General features: G+C 58.6%; 19 protein-coding genes. All 19 read right to left on the minus strand.

What is annotated here, in order from left to right:
• Positions 1–4 precede the first annotated feature (4 nt).
• Positions 5–376, minus strand: a complete 372-nt coding sequence (rplR, locus tag JOE62_RS12635) for a 50S ribosomal protein L18 (protein ID WP_038992187.1) — start codon at positions 374–376, stop codon at positions 5–7.
• 2 nt (positions 377–378) lie between these two features.
• Entirely contained in the window at positions 379–915 is a 537-nt protein-coding gene (rplF, locus tag JOE62_RS12640) for a 50S ribosomal protein L6 (protein ID WP_204722624.1), read from the minus strand.
• A 20-nt stretch (positions 916–935) separates the two neighbouring features.
• A complete protein-coding gene (gene rpsH, locus JOE62_RS12645; RefSeq protein WP_013349671.1) occupies positions 936–1,334 on the minus strand; it encodes a 30S ribosomal protein S8 in 399 nt (132 codons plus the stop codon).
• A gap of 57 nt (positions 1,335–1,391) precedes the next feature.
• On the minus strand, positions 1,392–1,961 hold the full coding sequence (rplE, locus tag JOE62_RS12650) for a 50S ribosomal protein L5 (protein WP_204722625.1): 570 nt from the start codon (positions 1,959–1,961) through the stop codon (positions 1,392–1,394).
• Complete coding sequence (gene rplX / locus JOE62_RS12655) at positions 1,961–2,305, minus strand: 50S ribosomal protein L24 (protein WP_128471124.1); 345 nt, start codon at positions 2,303–2,305, stop codon at positions 1,961–1,963. Before rplX ends, rplE begins: the two co-directional genes overlap by 1 nt.
• Positions 2,306–2,307: 2 nt before the next feature.
• The gene (gene rplN / locus JOE62_RS12660) at positions 2,308–2,679 is read right to left on the minus strand and encodes a 50S ribosomal protein L14 (RefSeq protein WP_038992191.1); all 372 of its coding nucleotides are present in this window, start codon (positions 2,677–2,679) and stop codon (positions 2,308–2,310) included.
• 569 nt (positions 2,680–3,248) lie between these two features.
• Entirely contained in the window at positions 3,249–4,385 is a 1,137-nt protein-coding gene (locus JOE62_RS12665) for a hypothetical protein (RefSeq protein WP_204722626.1), read from the minus strand.
• Between the two features lie 216 nt (positions 4,386–4,601).
• Positions 4,602–4,889 carry a 30S ribosomal protein S17 gene (gene rpsQ, locus JOE62_RS12670; protein WP_013349679.1) on the minus strand — a complete coding sequence of 96 codons (288 nt, stop codon included), beginning with the start codon at positions 4,887–4,889 and terminating at the stop codon, positions 4,602–4,604.
• Entirely contained in the window at positions 4,889–5,152 is a 264-nt protein-coding gene (gene rpmC, locus JOE62_RS12675; RefSeq protein WP_038992193.1) for a 50S ribosomal protein L29, read from the minus strand. Before rpmC ends, rpsQ begins: the two co-directional genes overlap by 1 nt.
• Before the next feature lie 2 nt (positions 5,153–5,154).
• Complete coding sequence (rplP, locus tag JOE62_RS12680) at positions 5,155–5,571, minus strand: 50S ribosomal protein L16 (RefSeq protein WP_022874131.1); 417 nt, start codon at positions 5,569–5,571, stop codon at positions 5,155–5,157.
• Positions 5,572–6,351, minus strand: coding sequence for a 30S ribosomal protein S3 (rpsC, locus tag JOE62_RS12685; RefSeq protein ID WP_038992194.1), 780 nt, complete (start codon positions 6,349–6,351; stop codon positions 5,572–5,574).
• Complete coding sequence (gene rplV, locus JOE62_RS12690; protein WP_013349683.1) at positions 6,352–6,717, minus strand: 50S ribosomal protein L22; 366 nt, start codon at positions 6,715–6,717, stop codon at positions 6,352–6,354.
• Positions 6,718–6,776: 59 nt separating this feature from the next.
• Complete coding sequence (gene rpsS, locus JOE62_RS12695) at positions 6,777–7,058, minus strand: 30S ribosomal protein S19 (RefSeq protein ID WP_022874134.1); 282 nt, start codon at positions 7,056–7,058, stop codon at positions 6,777–6,779.
• Positions 7,059–7,070: 12 nt separating this feature from the next.
• Positions 7,071–7,910, minus strand: a complete 840-nt coding sequence (rplB, locus tag JOE62_RS12700) for a 50S ribosomal protein L2 (RefSeq protein ID WP_038992195.1) — start codon at positions 7,908–7,910, stop codon at positions 7,071–7,073.
• Between the two features lie 31 nt (positions 7,911–7,941).
• Complete coding sequence (rplW, locus tag JOE62_RS12705) at positions 7,942–8,244, minus strand: 50S ribosomal protein L23 (RefSeq protein ID WP_038992196.1); 303 nt, start codon at positions 8,242–8,244, stop codon at positions 7,942–7,944.
• Positions 8,241–8,843: a 50S ribosomal protein L4 gene (rplD, locus tag JOE62_RS12710; RefSeq protein WP_038992197.1), complete on the minus strand. Its 603-nt coding sequence runs from the start codon at positions 8,841–8,843 to the stop codon at positions 8,241–8,243. The genes rplW and rplD overlap by 4 nt, the downstream gene beginning before the upstream one ends.
• A gap of 4 nt (positions 8,844–8,847) precedes the next feature.
• The gene (gene rplC, locus JOE62_RS12715; RefSeq protein WP_038992198.1) at positions 8,848–9,498 is read right to left on the minus strand and encodes a 50S ribosomal protein L3; all 651 of its coding nucleotides are present in this window, start codon (positions 9,496–9,498) and stop codon (positions 8,848–8,850) included.
• Between the two features lie 20 nt (positions 9,499–9,518).
• Positions 9,519–9,827, minus strand: coding sequence for a 30S ribosomal protein S10 (gene rpsJ, locus JOE62_RS12720; protein WP_013349689.1), 309 nt, complete (start codon positions 9,825–9,827; stop codon positions 9,519–9,521).
• A 399-nt stretch (positions 9,828–10,226) separates the two neighbouring features.
• Positions 10,227–13,994 (minus strand): hypothetical protein, encoded by a 3,768-nt coding sequence (locus JOE62_RS12725; protein ID WP_204722627.1) that lies wholly within the window; start codon positions 13,992–13,994, stop codon positions 10,227–10,229.
• Positions 13,995–14,083: the final 89 nt, after the last annotated feature.

Genomic DNA, 14,083 nt, shown 5'->3' on the forward strand with positions numbered 1-14,083 from the left:
TCGCTCACAGTGCCAGCCCACCTTCACGTGCGCCTTCAGCAACAGCAGCCACGCGACCGTGGTACTTGTTGCCACCGCGGTCGAAGACAACTGCTTCGATGCCAGCAGCCTTGGCGCGCTCTGCAACGAGCTCGCCAATACGCTTGGACTTTGCGGTCTTGTCGGCATCGCTTGCGCGAAGATCTGCTTCCATGGTCGATGCGCTGGCCAGGGTGATGCCCTGCGAGTCGTCTACGATCTGTACGAAGATGTGACGAGCCGAGCGGTTGACAACCAGGCGTGGACGAACGGAGGTACCAACGATGTGCTTGCGCAAACGCTGGTGACGACGACCGCGCTGAGCGGACTTGCTCTTGCCCTTGATTCCGATAGCCATGATTACTTACCAGCCTTTCCGACCTTGCGGCGGATGATCTCGCCAGCGTAGCGAATGCCCTTGCCCTTGTAAGGCTCGGTCTTACGCAGCTTGCGGATGTTAGCGGCAACCTCACCGACGTGCTGCTTGTCGATACCAGCAACGGTGATCTTGTTGTTGCCCTCGACCGAGAAGGTGATGCCGTCAACGGCAGCAACCTTCACTGGGTGCGAGTAGCCCAGAGCAAGCTCCAGGTCGGCACCCTTAGCCTGTACGCGGTAACCGGTACCGTGGATTTCGAGCTTCTTCTCGTAGCCCTCGGTCACACCAACGATCATGTTGTTGATCAGGGTGCGGGTCAGACCGTGCAGCGAACGAGACTCGCGGGAGTCGTTCGGGCGGCTGACGGTAACAGTGTTCTCGTCCTTGGCAACGGTGATGGGAGCCTTGACGGTGATCGAAAGTTCACCCTTGGGACCCTTGACGGCGACCAGCTGGCCGTCGACATTCAACTCAACGTTGGCAGGTACGGAAATCGGAAGACGTCCAATACGTGACATTGTATGTTTCCCCTTTCCCGTTACCAGACGTAGGCGAGGACTTCCCCACCCACGCCCTTCTTTGCAGCCTGACGGTCGGTAAGCAGACCGGAGGAGGTGGACAGGATAGCGATGCCAAGGCCACCGAGCACGTGAGGCAAGTTGGTGGACTTTGCGTAAACGCGAAGACCTGGCTTGGAGATACGGCGTACGCCAGCGATCGAACGCTCACGCGATGGGCCGTACTTCAAAGTGATAGTCAGAGTCTTGCCGACTTCTGCTGCAACTTCCTCGAACGAGGCGATGTAGCCCTGTTCCTTAAGGATGTTGGCAATGCGCACTTTCAGCTTGCTCGACGGCATCGACACAGTGTCGTGGTAAGCCGAGTTGGCGTTGCGCAGACGAGTCAGCATATCTGCGACTGGATCTGTCATAGACATGTGGGCTTCAGCCCTTCCTCGTTACGGTTTCCTTAGCGGACCTGTAACGTAGTGAGATTAGTTGTTGGTCTTGAATGGGAAGCCCAGAGCCTTGAGCAAGGCGCGGCCTTCTTCATCAGTCTTGGCAGTGGTAACGACGGTGATGTCCATACCACGTACGCGGTCAACCTTGTCCACATCGATTTCATGGAACATCGACTGTTCGGTCAGACCGAAAGTGTAGTTGCCATTGCCATCGAACTGGCGGTCGCTCAGGCCGCGGAAGTCGCGGATACGAGGCAGTGCCAGGGTGATCAGGCGGTCGACGAATTCCCACATGCGATCGTTACGCAGGGTGGTGTGGGTACCGATTGGCATGCCTTCACGCAGCTTGAACTGAGCGATCGACTTGCGGGCCTTGGTAACCACTGGCTTCTGACCGGTAATTGCGGTCAGGTCGCGTACGGCGCCTTCAATGAGCTTCGAGTCCTTGGCTGCTTCGCCAACACCCATGTTCACGACAACCTTGGTCAGGGATGGTACCTGCATTGGGTTGGCGTAGTTGAACTGCTCCTGCAGGGCAGGGCGGATGTCTGCTGCGTACTTAGCCTTCAGACGTGGCTGGATCTTGGTGGCTGCTTCAGTCATTACAGATCCTTTCCGGAAGCCTTGGCGTAACGGACGCGTACAGTCTTGGACACGCCGTTCTTTTCAACGGTTTCCTCGCGGAAGCCGACGCGGGTTGGCTTCTTGGTCTCTGGGTCAACCACTGCAACGTTGGAAACGTGCACTGGAGCCTCGACAACCTCGATGCCGCCGGTGGCCGAACCGGATTCGGTCTGACCTGCCTTGGTGTGCTTGGTGACGCGGTTGACGCCTTCGACCAGCACGCGGTTGGACTCGGTGATGACCTTCAGGACCTTGCCCTGCAGGCCACGATCCTTGCCAGCGATGACCTGGACCAGGTCACCCTTCTTGATCTTTGCGCCCATGGTTACAGCACCTCCGGAGCCAGGGAAACGATCTTCATGAACTTCTTGTCACGAAGCTCGCGGCCCACTGGGCCGAAAATACGAGTGCCACGAGGATCGGCAGCGTCACCCTTGAGGATCACTGCAGCGTTCTCGTCGAACTTGATGTAGGAACCGTCTGCACGACGGATTTCCTTCTTGGTGCGAACGACGACTGCCTTGACGACATCGCCCTTCTTCACGTTGCCGCCAGGAATTGCATCCTTGACGGTAGCGACAATGGTGTCGCCAATGCTTGCGTAGCGACGCTTCGAGCCGCCAAGAACACGAATGGCAAGGATTTCCTTGGCACCGGTGTTATCGGCAACCTTCAGTCGCGACTCCTGCTGAATCACTTCTTACTCCTGTCGTCTCGCTGGTTCTCATGAATGAGCCTTGCGGAACGGATATGGTCTCCACGATACGTATCGCTTACCCCCACTGGCGCGGGCGCACCGAATGCTGATCCCAATTGCCGGCAGGGCCGAGGCGTAAAATATCGAGGCTGCGCTTGCGCGGCCAAACGGATTTGGACCGCACTGCATTATGCCGAAGGTGGATAGTCCTCGAACATCATGCGCACAGATTCTTAAGTCTAGCCTAGAGTGGCGCGAATCCGAAATGGTGTGGTAAGAGAGAGGCGAGCGTCGTTGGTCACACTCGTATCGCTAAAGAATCCCAGAATTATGGGGAATTTCGTTTTTTGCACCGCTCGCTCAGACTAGCTTTTCTCGCCAAAAGCACAGTGAGAGTCCCCCATGAGCAATTCGATTACATCCTTATTCGATATAAATCGACAACTCAAAAAATTTCTTGATCGATTTCCATGCCCGACGCTGCAGGAAGGCCGGTCGTATTTCCCGAGCCCAATCGACTCAGCTGAATTAAGAGACTAAGCAAGACAACCGACACTCATGGAATCGCTTCATGGCATCACATCTATCCACTTTACGGCTTTACTGTTCAACGAAAGCTTCGACCCGATCCGCGCTCCCACAAACTTGTTTAGGAGCCGTGGGTCGGCGGCTGCCTGGATTGGGAAAATAACCTTTCCCGTTTCGTCGTCCAGCCAGGAATTTGAAGATAGAGCATCCAAGTTCCAGATTCCAAGAACTACTCGCGACCCACTGACTACTCCCACCAGATATCGGGGAATTGAGTGTTCGGGCAATGTAACTCGGTCCTGATACGTAAGCAGCTTACTGATAGTTCGTGTTCCGGATTGAGAAGACGAACCCTTGTGCCAGAACTTTTCTAACCGATCCTGCAGTACGTTGTGATCCAGTCCTGGCTTGAGTCCCCCGCGAATGTTGCCTGGCTGTTCAAAAACTTGGTCGTTTATTTGCACGTAAATGAAAGATCCCTTGAGCTCCTCATAGAGGTCTCCAAGTTCAACCATGCCACCCGATGCCGGAAGCCTATACGAGGGCTGCAATCCCATCTCGCCCAGATATTGGAAATACGGGCTCTGCAAGGTGACAGATTCATTCGTGGCAACTGTCTGCAGCAACGATTCGATGCCCTCAACAACTGATTCGATATTCTCAGGGTGCAAGGATGGAGTCACCCACCAGCGCTTTCTTTGAGTGTCAGTCGACGGATCATGGACTGGCGCGAGGTCGGTTACCTCGACGACTTGGTTATGGCCGTTGCTGTATTCCCAAAGGACATATACACCGTTTTTCACCGGTAAGTTCTCTTCGGGATAGAACGATCGAGGCCGAAAAATTTGAGCTCCCAGCGATCCGTTCAAGGAATTAAACCTGTGATCGTGGGAAATAATGTCGATCGCAAGAGACTCAAAAATGTTGAGATCTTCTGCCGATGCTCTTGCCAGGCTTTGAAAACTAATCGTCCACGAACTTGTATGTGCAAGACGCTGTTGGAGCCTTCCGTTATGGCTCTTGAAGTGCTTAAGCGCTCTTCCTGGGGTGACCGATTGGCCGATATAAACGTTATCTGGCTCTGTCTCGGTCGCGTCGATTGAAACACAGTAGATGTGGTCTACCCGCTCTGGGAATACTGAAGTTTTTTCGGACAATTCAAGGCTCTGGTCAGTCACAGTGCTAAGGCTACCCTTTTGTTTTCGACTAAGTGTTGGCTTGGAATAATTTGCACCAACCCGTATCTGGTCAGTGCCCTCCATGCGGCCCTCATGCAGAGCATGTTTACCTTCAATGTAGCTCCACTGGTTTTAAATTCAGAAATGCCCCGAACTCTTCTTGCGAAGTGTTCGGGGCATTCTTCAATCACGAGATCCGTGAAATCGCGGAGAAGCTTACTTAGCCTTCTCTACGATCTCAACGAGACGCCAGCGCTTGTCAGCGGACAGCGGGCGGGTCTCAGCGATGACAACCAAGTCGCCGATGCCGGCTTCGTTGTTCTCGTCGTGAGCCTTTACGTTCTTGTTGCGACGCATAACCTTGCCGTAGAGGGCGTGCTTCACACGGTCCTCAACGTCTACGACGATGGTCTTCTGCATCTTGTCGGATACCACGTAACCACGGAGGGTCTTGCGGTCGTTACGCTCGGTAGCGTTATCCACACCGTTCTCCTTCTCGCTCATTACTTGGAATCCTTCTTGGTTTCTTCAACCGGAACAACGACATCCTCACGAATGCCCAGCTCGCGCTCGCGCAGCACAGTGTAGATGCGGGCGATATCGCGCTTGATTGCCTTCAGGTTCCCGTGGGATTCCAGCTGGCCGGTAGCCGACTGGAAACGCAGGTTGAACAGTTCTGCCTTGGCCTTCTTCAATTCCTCGTTCAAACGAGCGGTATCGAAGCCGTCCAGGGACTCAATGCTAAGGTCCTTCGAACCGATAGACATCCCTATTCACCACCTTCACGACGCACGATGCGTGCCTTCATTGGCAGCTTGTGGATTGCAAGACGCAATGCCTCTTTAGCTACCTCTTCACTGACGCCACCGAGTTCAAACATGACTCGTCCTGGCTTGACGTTGGCGACCCACCACTCCGGCGAACCCTTACCGGAACCCATGCGGGTTTCGGCAGGCTTCTTGGTCAGCGGACGGTCTGGGTAGATGTTGATCCAGACCTTACCGCCACGCTTGATGTAACGGGTCATGGCGATACGAGCGGCTTCGATCTGACGGTTAGTCACGTAAGCCGGGGTCAACGCCTGGATACCGAACTCACCGAATGCTACGGTGGTGCCGCCCTTAGCAGCGCCCGAACGCTTCGGGTGGTGCTGCTTGCGGAACTTCACACGACGTGGGATAAGCATTTAAGCCTGTCCTCCTTCCGCAGCCGGAGCTGCAGCGCCCTTGCGATCGTTGCGACGACGGCGTTCGCCGCCACGTGGACGGTCGTTGCCGCCACGGCCGCCACGAGCTGGAGCAGCAGCCTGCTGTGCAGCTAGTTCCTTGGCGGTAACGTCACCCTTGTAGATCCAGACCTTCACGCCGATGCGGCCGAAGGTGGTCTTGGCTTCGAACTTGCCGAAGTCGATGTTCGCGCGCAGGGTGTGCAGCGGCACACGGCCTTCGCGGTAGAACTCCTTGCGGGACATTTCTGCGCCGCCAAGTCGACCGGAGCACTGAACGCGGATGCCCTTGGCACCAGCGCGCATTGCCGACTGCATTGCCTTCTTCATCGCACGGCGGAAAGCCACGCGGGAAGCAAGCTGCTCGGCGATGCCCTGGGCGACCAGCATGGCCTCCATGTCAGGGTTCTTGACCTCGAGGATGTTCAGCTGAACCTGCTTCTTGGTGAGCTTTTCCAGCTCGCCGCGAATGCGGTCAGCTTCTGCGCCGCGACGACCAATGACGATACCTGGACGTGCAGTGTGGATATCCACACGTACGCGGTCACGGGTACGCTCGATCTCGACGCGGGCGATGCCAGCGCGGTCCATGCCGTTAGACAGCAGGGCGCGGATCTGGACATCTTCCTTCACGTAGTCAGCGTAGCGCTGGCCTGGCTTGCTGGAATCAGCGAACCAGTGGGAAACGTGATCGGTGGTGATGCCGAGACGGAAACCGTTCGGGTTAATCTTCTGTCCCATTTAGTTCTCCCCACCCTTCTGCGTGGTTGAAACAACCACAGTCACGTGGCTGGTGCGCTTCTTGATCTGGAATGCGCGACCCTGTGCACGCGGCTGGAACCGCTTCATGGTCGGACCTTCGTCAACAAACGCTTCGCTGATAAACAGCTCGTCCTCATTGAATGCTTCACCTGCGCGGTCCGCGGCGGCACGGGCGTTAGCCACTGCCGATGCGACAACCTTGTATACCGGCTCCGAAGCTGCCTGTGGGGCAAACTTCAAGATGGCCAGTGCCTCGTTGGTCTGCAGACCACGAACAAGGTTGACGACGCGCCGGGCCTTCATAGGCGTTACGCGGATGTGACGCGCAATTGCCTTGGCTTCCATTGCTATCCTTCTCTCGTCTATCGAAGAAGTGCTAAGCGATACTAGTACCCTCGCGGGGCCTAGCGGCGCTTGCCCTTCTTGTCGTCCTTCACGTGGCCACGGAACGTACGGGTTGGGGCAAACTCTCCGAGCTTGTGTCCAACCATCGATTCGGTGACGAACACTGGGATGTGCTTGCGACCGTCGTGTACGGCGATGGTGTGTCCCAGCATGTCCGGGATGATCATCGAACGGCGGGACCACGTCTTGATGACGTTCTTGGTGCCCTTTTCGTTTTCAGCAACGACCTTCAGGAACAGGTGCTGATCGACGAAGGGGCCTTTCTTCAGGCTGCGTGGCATGTTTCCAGGCTCCTATCGCTTGTTCTTGCCGGTCTTGCGGCGACGCACAATGAGCTTGTCGCTTTCCTTGTTTGGACGACGGGTGCGTCCCTCACGCTTACCGTTAGGGTTGACCGGGTGACGACCACCGGAGGTCTTGCCTTCACCGCCACCATGTGGGTGGTCAACTGGGTTCATGACAACACCGCGAACGGTTGGGCGTACGCCCTTCCAGCGCATGCGGCCGGCCTTGCCCCAGTTGATGTTGATCTGCTCAGCGTTGCCAACTTCGCCGATGGTTGCGCGGCAGCGCACATCAACGTTGCGGATTTCGCCCGAAGGCAAACGCAGCTGAGCGTAGCGGCCCTCGCGGGCTACCAGCTGGATCGATGCACCAGCGGAACGAGCCATCTTGGCGCCGCCGCCTGGGCGGAGCTCAACAGCGTGGATCACGGTACCAACCGGGATGTTACGCAGTGGCAGGTTGTTGCCTGGCTTGATGTCGGCGTTTGCGCCGGCCTCAATAGCGTCGCCCTGCTTCAGGTTGTTCGGTGCGATGATGTAACGCTTGGTGCCGTCCACGTAGTGGAGCAGCGCAATGCGTGCGGTACGGTTCGGGTCGTACTCGATGTGAGCGACCTTTGCCGGAACGCCGTCCTTGTCGTGACGACGGAAGTCGATCACGCGGTAGGCGCGCTTGTGTCCGCCACCCTTGTGACGGGTGGTGATCTTACCGGAGTTGTTACGGCCGCCTGACTTGGTCAGTGGACGAACCAACGACTTTTCCGGAGTCGATCGGGTGATTTCTGCGAAGTCGGCTACCGACGAGCCGCGAAGGCCCGGGGTAGTCGGCTTGTACTTACGAATTCCCATTATTTATATTCCTCGTTAAAGTGGTCTCCGCTTAGGAAAGCGGACCGCCGAAGATGTCAATCGAGCCGTCCTTCAAGGTGACGATGGCGCGCTTGGTGTTCTTGCGCGCACCCCACCCGAAGCGGGTGCGCTTGCGCTTGCCAGCTCGGTTGATGGTGTTAACGGAGTCAACCTTGACGTTGAAGATGGCTTCAACGGCGTACTTGATTTCCGACTTGTTGGAGCCTGGTGCTACCTCGAAGGTGTACTGACCTTCGTCGATCAGACCGTAGCTCTTTTCCGAAACGACAGGTGCGATGACCACGTCGTGTGGAGCCTTTGAGAACGCGCTCACTTGGCTTCCTCCTTCTGGACCAGGGCATCGAAGGCAGCCTTGGTGAAGACTACGTCATCCGAAACCAGAACATCGTAGGTGTTCAGCTGGTCGACGTACAGAACGTGCACATTGACGAGGTTGCGAACCGAGAGGGCTGCAACATCGTTGGCGCGATCGATGACGACAAGCAGGTTCTTGCGCTCGGTGAGCGAACGCAAGGTAGCCAGAGCTTCCTTGGTCGAAGGCGTTTCGCCAGCAACCAGGTTCTCAATCACGTGGACGCGATCGAAGCGTGCGCGATCAGACAGGGCGCCGCGCAGTGCAGCAGCCTTCATCTTCTTCGGGGTACGCTGCGAGTAGTCACGTGGAGTTGGACCGTGGACAATGCCACCGCCGGTCATGTGCGGAGCACGGATCGAACCCTGGCGGGCGCGGCCGGTACCCTTCTGCTTGAACGGCTTGCGACCTGCACCCGAAACCTCGGAGCGGTCCTTGGTCTTGTGGGTACCCTGGCGGGCAGCAGCAAGCTGTGCGACGACAACCTGGTGCAGCAGCGGGACGTTGGTCTGTACGTCGAAGATCTCTGCAGGCAGTTCGACGTTAAGTGCCTTAGTCATTTACTTATGCTCCCTTCACGGCGTTGCGTACGAGAACGACGCGGCCGCGGGCACCTGGAACGGCACCCTTGATCAGCAGGAGGTTCTTCTCAACGTCGATAGCGTGAATGGTCAGGTTCTGAGTGGTAACACGCTCAGCACCCATGCGACCGGCCATCTTCTGTCCGCGGAATACGCGACCTGGGGTCGATGCGCCGCCGATGGAACCTGGCTTACGGTGGTTCTTGTGAGCACCGTGCGATGCGCCAACACCGGAGAAGTTGTGGCGCTTCATAACGCCGGCGAAGCCCTTACCCTTCGAGGTGCCTACGACGTCGACCTTCTGGCCGGCTTCGAAGACCTCTACGGAGAGCTCCTGGCCTGCGGTGTACTCGGCAGCGTCTGCGGTGCGCAGTTCTACCAGGTGGCGACGTGGGGTAACGCCAGCAGCCTCGAAGTGGCCAGCCATTGGCTTGGTGACCTTGCGAGGATCGATCTGGCCGTAGCCGATCTGAACTGCGGTGTAGCCATCGCGCTCTTCAGTGATGAGCTTGGTGACAACGTTGCTGTCAGCCTGCACGACGGTGACAGGGATCAGGTTGTTGTTCGAATCCCAAACCTGGGTCATGCCGAGCTTCGTGCCCAACAGGCCCTTGAAATTACGGGTTGCGGTCATAGTTTTCTCGCCACCTCCCCTTAAAGCTTGATTTCGATGTTGACATCCGCTGGCAGGTCGAGACGCATCAGCGAATCAACAGCCTTCGGGGTCGGATCAACAATGTCGATCAGACGCTTGTGCGTGCGCATTTCGAAGTGCTCACGGCTGTCCTTGTACTTGTGTGGCGAACGGATAACGCAGTACACGTTCTTCTCCGTTGGCAGCGGCACTGGGCCGACTACGGTTGCGCCTGCGCGCGTGACCGTCTCAACGATCTTCCGGGCCGAAACGTCAATGACCTCGTGGTCATACGACTTCAGCCGGATGCGGATTTTCTGTCCCGCCATGGCGTCATGCCTCTTTCTGTTAGCACTATCTAAAGTTTCTGTGCCTGTATACGGGTCCTTCCGGACCGGCACGCCTTGCTCTGCGGCTGAATCCGGATCAGATCCGGGTTCCTCACCCGCAGGAGGCTCCGACCCCCGCGCTCGGGCGTGTCGTGAAAATTTCAGTCACAAAACACCCACAAAGTTTTCACCTTATCGAGGGGCCTTATAGTTTGAAGCAGTTGTATCGATCCCGAACCCCAGGCATTATCCTGCGTGAGAGTCGATCCCGGTCGTTCAAACCAGATCCGGTTACCCCATAAATGGGGATCGGGTTGCACTGAAGCAACTTATCTAGTCTGACAGGTCGGCCACGATCGCGCAAATCTTTTATGCCTATCCGTGCCCGTGATCTTGACCTCACGACGACTCTGGCCCATCCTGTCCGGTCCGCTCCGGCCCCGCAGGCAGCGGTGGATCTGCCAGGCTTCCTTGCTTCGCCGGCACGGATTCCTGCTTGTCAACTTTCACCAGCTTGAAGACCGCGGCGGCAATCAGCCCCAGGCCGATGATCACCAGCCAGAGGAACGCCAGGTCGCGCAGGAACCACAAGACTGCCAGGGTGATGGCTGCCGCACCCCACCAGATGAACAGCCGCTCCCCCAGTTTCAACCCCCACGCCACCAGTGCGCCGAAGAAGACCAGGCCGATCACCTGGGCTGCACCATTGGATTCGACCAGCGCCGTAAGCAAAGCCAGGCTGCCGGCAGCCGATGCAGCCAGCAGGTAGATCTTCTGCAATCGCGCATCGGCTCTGGCATTGCGCCACACCACCAGCACTACTGCAACAACGCAGGCATAGGCTGCCACGCTGCTGGCCCGCGGCGCGCCGGCGATCTGCGCATAACTGCTGAACGCCAGCAGGGCCCCGAGGAGAATGAAGCCGTCCACCGCGAAAGGCACCAGCGCCTGGGGAAGCTCGTAGAGCCGCACCAGCACCGCAACGCCGAAGATGAGCAGCGCGCCGCCGACCACCTGCCAGGTTGCGCCAGCATCGAGGTGGCCGATCCCACCTGCCAGCAGCAACGCGAGGAGCATGCCGGCAAAATACAATCGCGAAGCAGCACCGGGCGGATCCGCATGGAGGTAGCCGAAATGAGGATATCCCGGTACTGGTTCCGTCATTCGCCCATGGAAGATGGCAAGCAGATACAGCGCCATGCCGGCGCCTGCCAGCGCCCATGCGGCATCCATCGCTTCCATCGCAAGGGCCCCGCCAGCTTGCCGCACTTCGAAGACCGCACGCAGGATTGCCACAACCAGCATGATGCTCGATCCGGAGGCATACCAGGCACTCGTGCGCGTGTGCACCATGAGGATGAACGCGCAAGCCATCAACAAGTGCGCAGCAACTGCCCACCAAGAACCTGCCTGCCATGCGCCGGCCCATACCGCGGGAAGGAAGATGGCCAGCGCCACTGCCAGCGAATACTGCTTCTTGGCGCGCAAACGCCATTCAAGGATGAGGGCGCCGAGGCCCAGCGCCAGCAGCATGGCGCAAGCAGCTTGCGAACTCCACCAGCTGGTGCGGACCCACCCGGTCGCGTCAGGCATCGCCAGCGCCGGAATGCTGATCAGCAGGATCAGCGACAGAGTCGGGGCCACCAGATAGAGCTGTCGCTTGACTACCGCTAGGCCGGTCTCAGCTTTGAATGCAGCCAGTCCGTGCAGTCCGAAGAACAAGCAGGCAAGAAGAACCGCTCCCCGATCAAAGCCGCCGGCGAACGGCCCGTAAGCCAACGTTGCTGCTGGAATGCCCGCCAGTAGCCCAACTGCCATCCACCGCAATTCGCTACGCAGCGCATTGCCTCTGCGGATGCCGGCCAGCAAGCGGACCAATTGCGGGATGGCCACCGAAACCAGCAGCAGGCAGAACCTGCCGTGGATGTCGAATTCCATGCTGTAGGCAACCCACCACACCATGGAGCTGAAGAACACTTGGGCCAACGCGGCGTAGATGACCTTCCACTGCTGATTGATGCTACGGCGCAGGCACCAGATGAAATAACCCAAGGAAGCTGCCCCGACGAAGATCGCCAGCGGCCAGAAATCCCTACCGAAGCTGAGCGCATAGAGCCCCAGCAGCAAGCCGGCGGCCCCCAGGCTGATCGGCTGTCCCAGCCCGGGTCGTTGGGAAGGAAGATCGCGAAGCCGCCACGCCGAGGCAATGACCAGGCCCACTGCAATCACCAGGCCGACGATAAACCAGACCAGCGAGCTGAGCCCGAGGAACGCCACAAAACTTGCACCGTAGCCATCTTCGCCCATGGATGACAGCACCCTCAGGCCGAGCAGAAGTACCACGCCGAGCAGCGCCGAAGCACCCACGCGGCCCAGCCGGTGCGCCTGCGCCAATCCTCGTTCCAGCAAGGATCGGCTCGCCAGATTCGCCACCCACACGATGAACATCACCAGGAGCACCGCAATCAACGAGGCGGTGCCATTCGCAGATCCGTCGCCCTCGGTCGCGAGCTCCTGGAGCGCCACGCCGAGCACTCCTGCGCCAACCAGCGCCAGTACCCAGCGCACGTGGCTGGTGATTTCCCTAAGCAGGCCGCGAGTGCGGCGATGCGCCAGCGAAAGAGCGAGCAGCGCCAGCACGAAGGCCGGCAGCGGACGCCAGGTGTAAATCTGCAGATCCACCAGCGTCACGAGCGCAAGAACCGCAATGGCTCCAATTTCCAGCTTGGCTCCGCGCAGCAGGCCCGTCACTGCCAACGCCATGAAGATGGGGACCGCGATGCAGCTGAGCATGAAGGTCTCGAAGCCCTCTGCGGCAAAGTACGCGAAAGCGACCGAGGCAATCCCGGCGCTCCACAGCACCGCGCGTTCAATTTGCAAGTGCTTGAGTGCCAATCCCAATCTCTGCCGGTATCCGGTCGCCCAGCGCAGGACTGCCACGGCCTGGAGTCCAAAGGCGTAGGCAAGCACCAGCCAGGTGCTCGTTGCGGTCATGCCGAGATAGTTGCAGCCAGAGACGAGAACCCCCATGAACGCGGCGCGGGCAGCATACGTGCGAAGCAAACGCAGGTTGGCGAGCAGCCTGACACTGAGCAGCAATTGGGCGGTGAGCAAGGCGAAGATCCAGAACAGATCCCGGCTGGTGAGCATCTCGGCAAGGATCGCCGCCAGGACGAAGACGAACGCAGGCAGCAGCTGCGCGGTGCCGAGCAGCGCTTGGAAGAAGATCGAGGCGCGGATCCTTTCGCTGCGTGAGGCGAGAAGCATCAGCACGATCGAGAGCACCAGCAGGATCAGCATGTAGTAGAGGACTCCGCGCTGCATCGTGGCCGCGCCCGCCATGGCGGTGCTGACCAGAATCAGCACGGCAACCCAGGCCAAGACACGGGACTTGAGCGCCAGCGTCGCATAGCCTACTGCTACCGTGCCGATGGCCGAGAATACCAGCCAGGTCGCTGGCCCGGAGATCTCCAGCGTGCTGTACGTGGCGATGGCGCACAACGGCAGCAAGGCCAAACCGGTGCCGGCAAAGGCGGCACCCGCTGGCCGCAAGGAAGCCTTCACTGCATAGGTGATCAGGCCGCCGCCATAGAACGCAGCCGAGATCAGGAAGATGGCAATGAGCTTGGAGAGCGGCGGCAACGCGAAGCTCAGGAATAGCGCGCCGGCAGCAACGATCATTAGAGCCGCGACGTAGAGCGTGATATTGATATTGCGCAATTCGCGCTCGCGCTTGGTCAGGACCTTCATCGGCTTTGCCGGCACCGTAGACCCGGTCGCCGCCGCGGGGGCAGGGGCGCCGTAGGCGGAAGCTGCATTAGCAGGAACTTGCTGGAGGTACGGCTGGTTGCCACGAACTGCCTCGGCCCCTGAAGCGACCGGCGCGGTGTTACTGACGGCTGCCAGTTGCGGCTGCGCGGGTTGCGCATTATCCGGCGGTACCGGGCCCCCCAGGGCTTCGTCGACGGCTGGCTCCGCGGGAGCCTTCCCACCGGATTGTTCCAAGTATCTGACGGCCTCGTCGTAGCCTCTCTGCCAGGCTTCGCCCAGAGCATCCAGCTGTTGCTGGCTGTGCGAAGCAGCTCGTTTTCCCTGGTGTCGGCCAAGGCCGAAGGCCAGCAGGATCAACATGATAGATACGATGACCCAGCCGATCATTGAAGCCACTCCCCCAGTTAATGAATTGGTACGCTCTTCAATTAGACCACCTTCTAGATATATTCACTAGCTGACGCTCGCAATTAAGCAAAAAATCC

This window comes from Glutamicibacter nicotianae (assembly GCF_016907615.1).
In the GTDB taxonomy this organism is placed as follows: Bacteria; Actinomycetota; Actinomycetes; order Actinomycetales; family Micrococcaceae; genus Glutamicibacter; species Glutamicibacter nicotianae.

Bases quoted from the DNA above. Each gene is read 5' to 3' on its own strand.
- rplR (WP_038992187.1), bottom strand. From the start codon at position 376: ATGGCTATCGGAATCAAGGGCAAGAGCAAGTCCGCTCAGCGCGGTCGT.
- rplF (WP_204722624.1), bottom strand. From the start codon at position 915: ATGTCACGTATTGGACGTCTTCCGATTTCCGTACCTGCCAACGTTGAG.
- rpsH (WP_013349671.1), bottom strand. From the start codon at position 1,334: ATGTCTATGACAGATCCAGTCGCAGATATGCTGACTCGTCTGCGCAAC.
- rplE (WP_204722625.1), bottom strand. From the start codon at position 1,961: ATGACTGAAGCAGCCACCAAGATCCAGCCACGTCTGAAGGCTAAGTAC.
- rplX (WP_128471124.1), bottom strand. From the start codon at position 2,305: ATGGGCGCAAAGATCAAGAAGGGTGACCTGGTCCAGGTCATCGCTGGC.
- rpsQ (WP_013349679.1), bottom strand. From the start codon at position 4,889: ATGAGCGAGAAGGAGAACGGTGTGGATAACGCTACCGAGCGTAACGAC.
- rpmC (WP_038992193.1), bottom strand. From the start codon at position 5,152: ATGTCTATCGGTTCGAAGGACCTTAGCATTGAGTCCCTGGACGGCTTC.
- rplP (WP_022874131.1), bottom strand. From the start codon at position 5,571: ATGCTTATCCCACGTCGTGTGAAGTTCCGCAAGCAGCACCACCCGAAG.
- rpsC (WP_038992194.1), bottom strand. From the start codon at position 6,351: ATGGGACAGAAGATTAACCCGAACGGTTTCCGTCTCGGCATCACCACC.
- rplV (WP_013349683.1), bottom strand. From the start codon at position 6,717: ATGGAAGCCAAGGCAATTGCGCGTCACATCCGCGTAACGCCTATGAAG.
- rpsS (WP_022874134.1), bottom strand. From the start codon at position 7,058: ATGCCACGCAGCCTGAAGAAAGGCCCCTTCGTCGATCAGCACCTGTTC.
- rplB (WP_038992195.1), bottom strand. From the start codon at position 7,910: ATGGGAATTCGTAAGTACAAGCCGACTACCCCGGGCCTTCGCGGCTCG.
- rplD (WP_038992197.1), bottom strand. From the start codon at position 8,843: ATGACTAAGGCACTTAACGTCGAACTGCCTGCAGAGATCTTCGACGTA.
- rplC (WP_038992198.1), bottom strand. From the start codon at position 9,498: ATGACCGCAACCCGTAATTTCAAGGGCCTGTTGGGCACGAAGCTCGGC.
- rpsJ (WP_013349689.1), bottom strand. From the start codon at position 9,827: ATGGCGGGACAGAAAATCCGCATCCGGCTGAAGTCGTATGACCACGAG.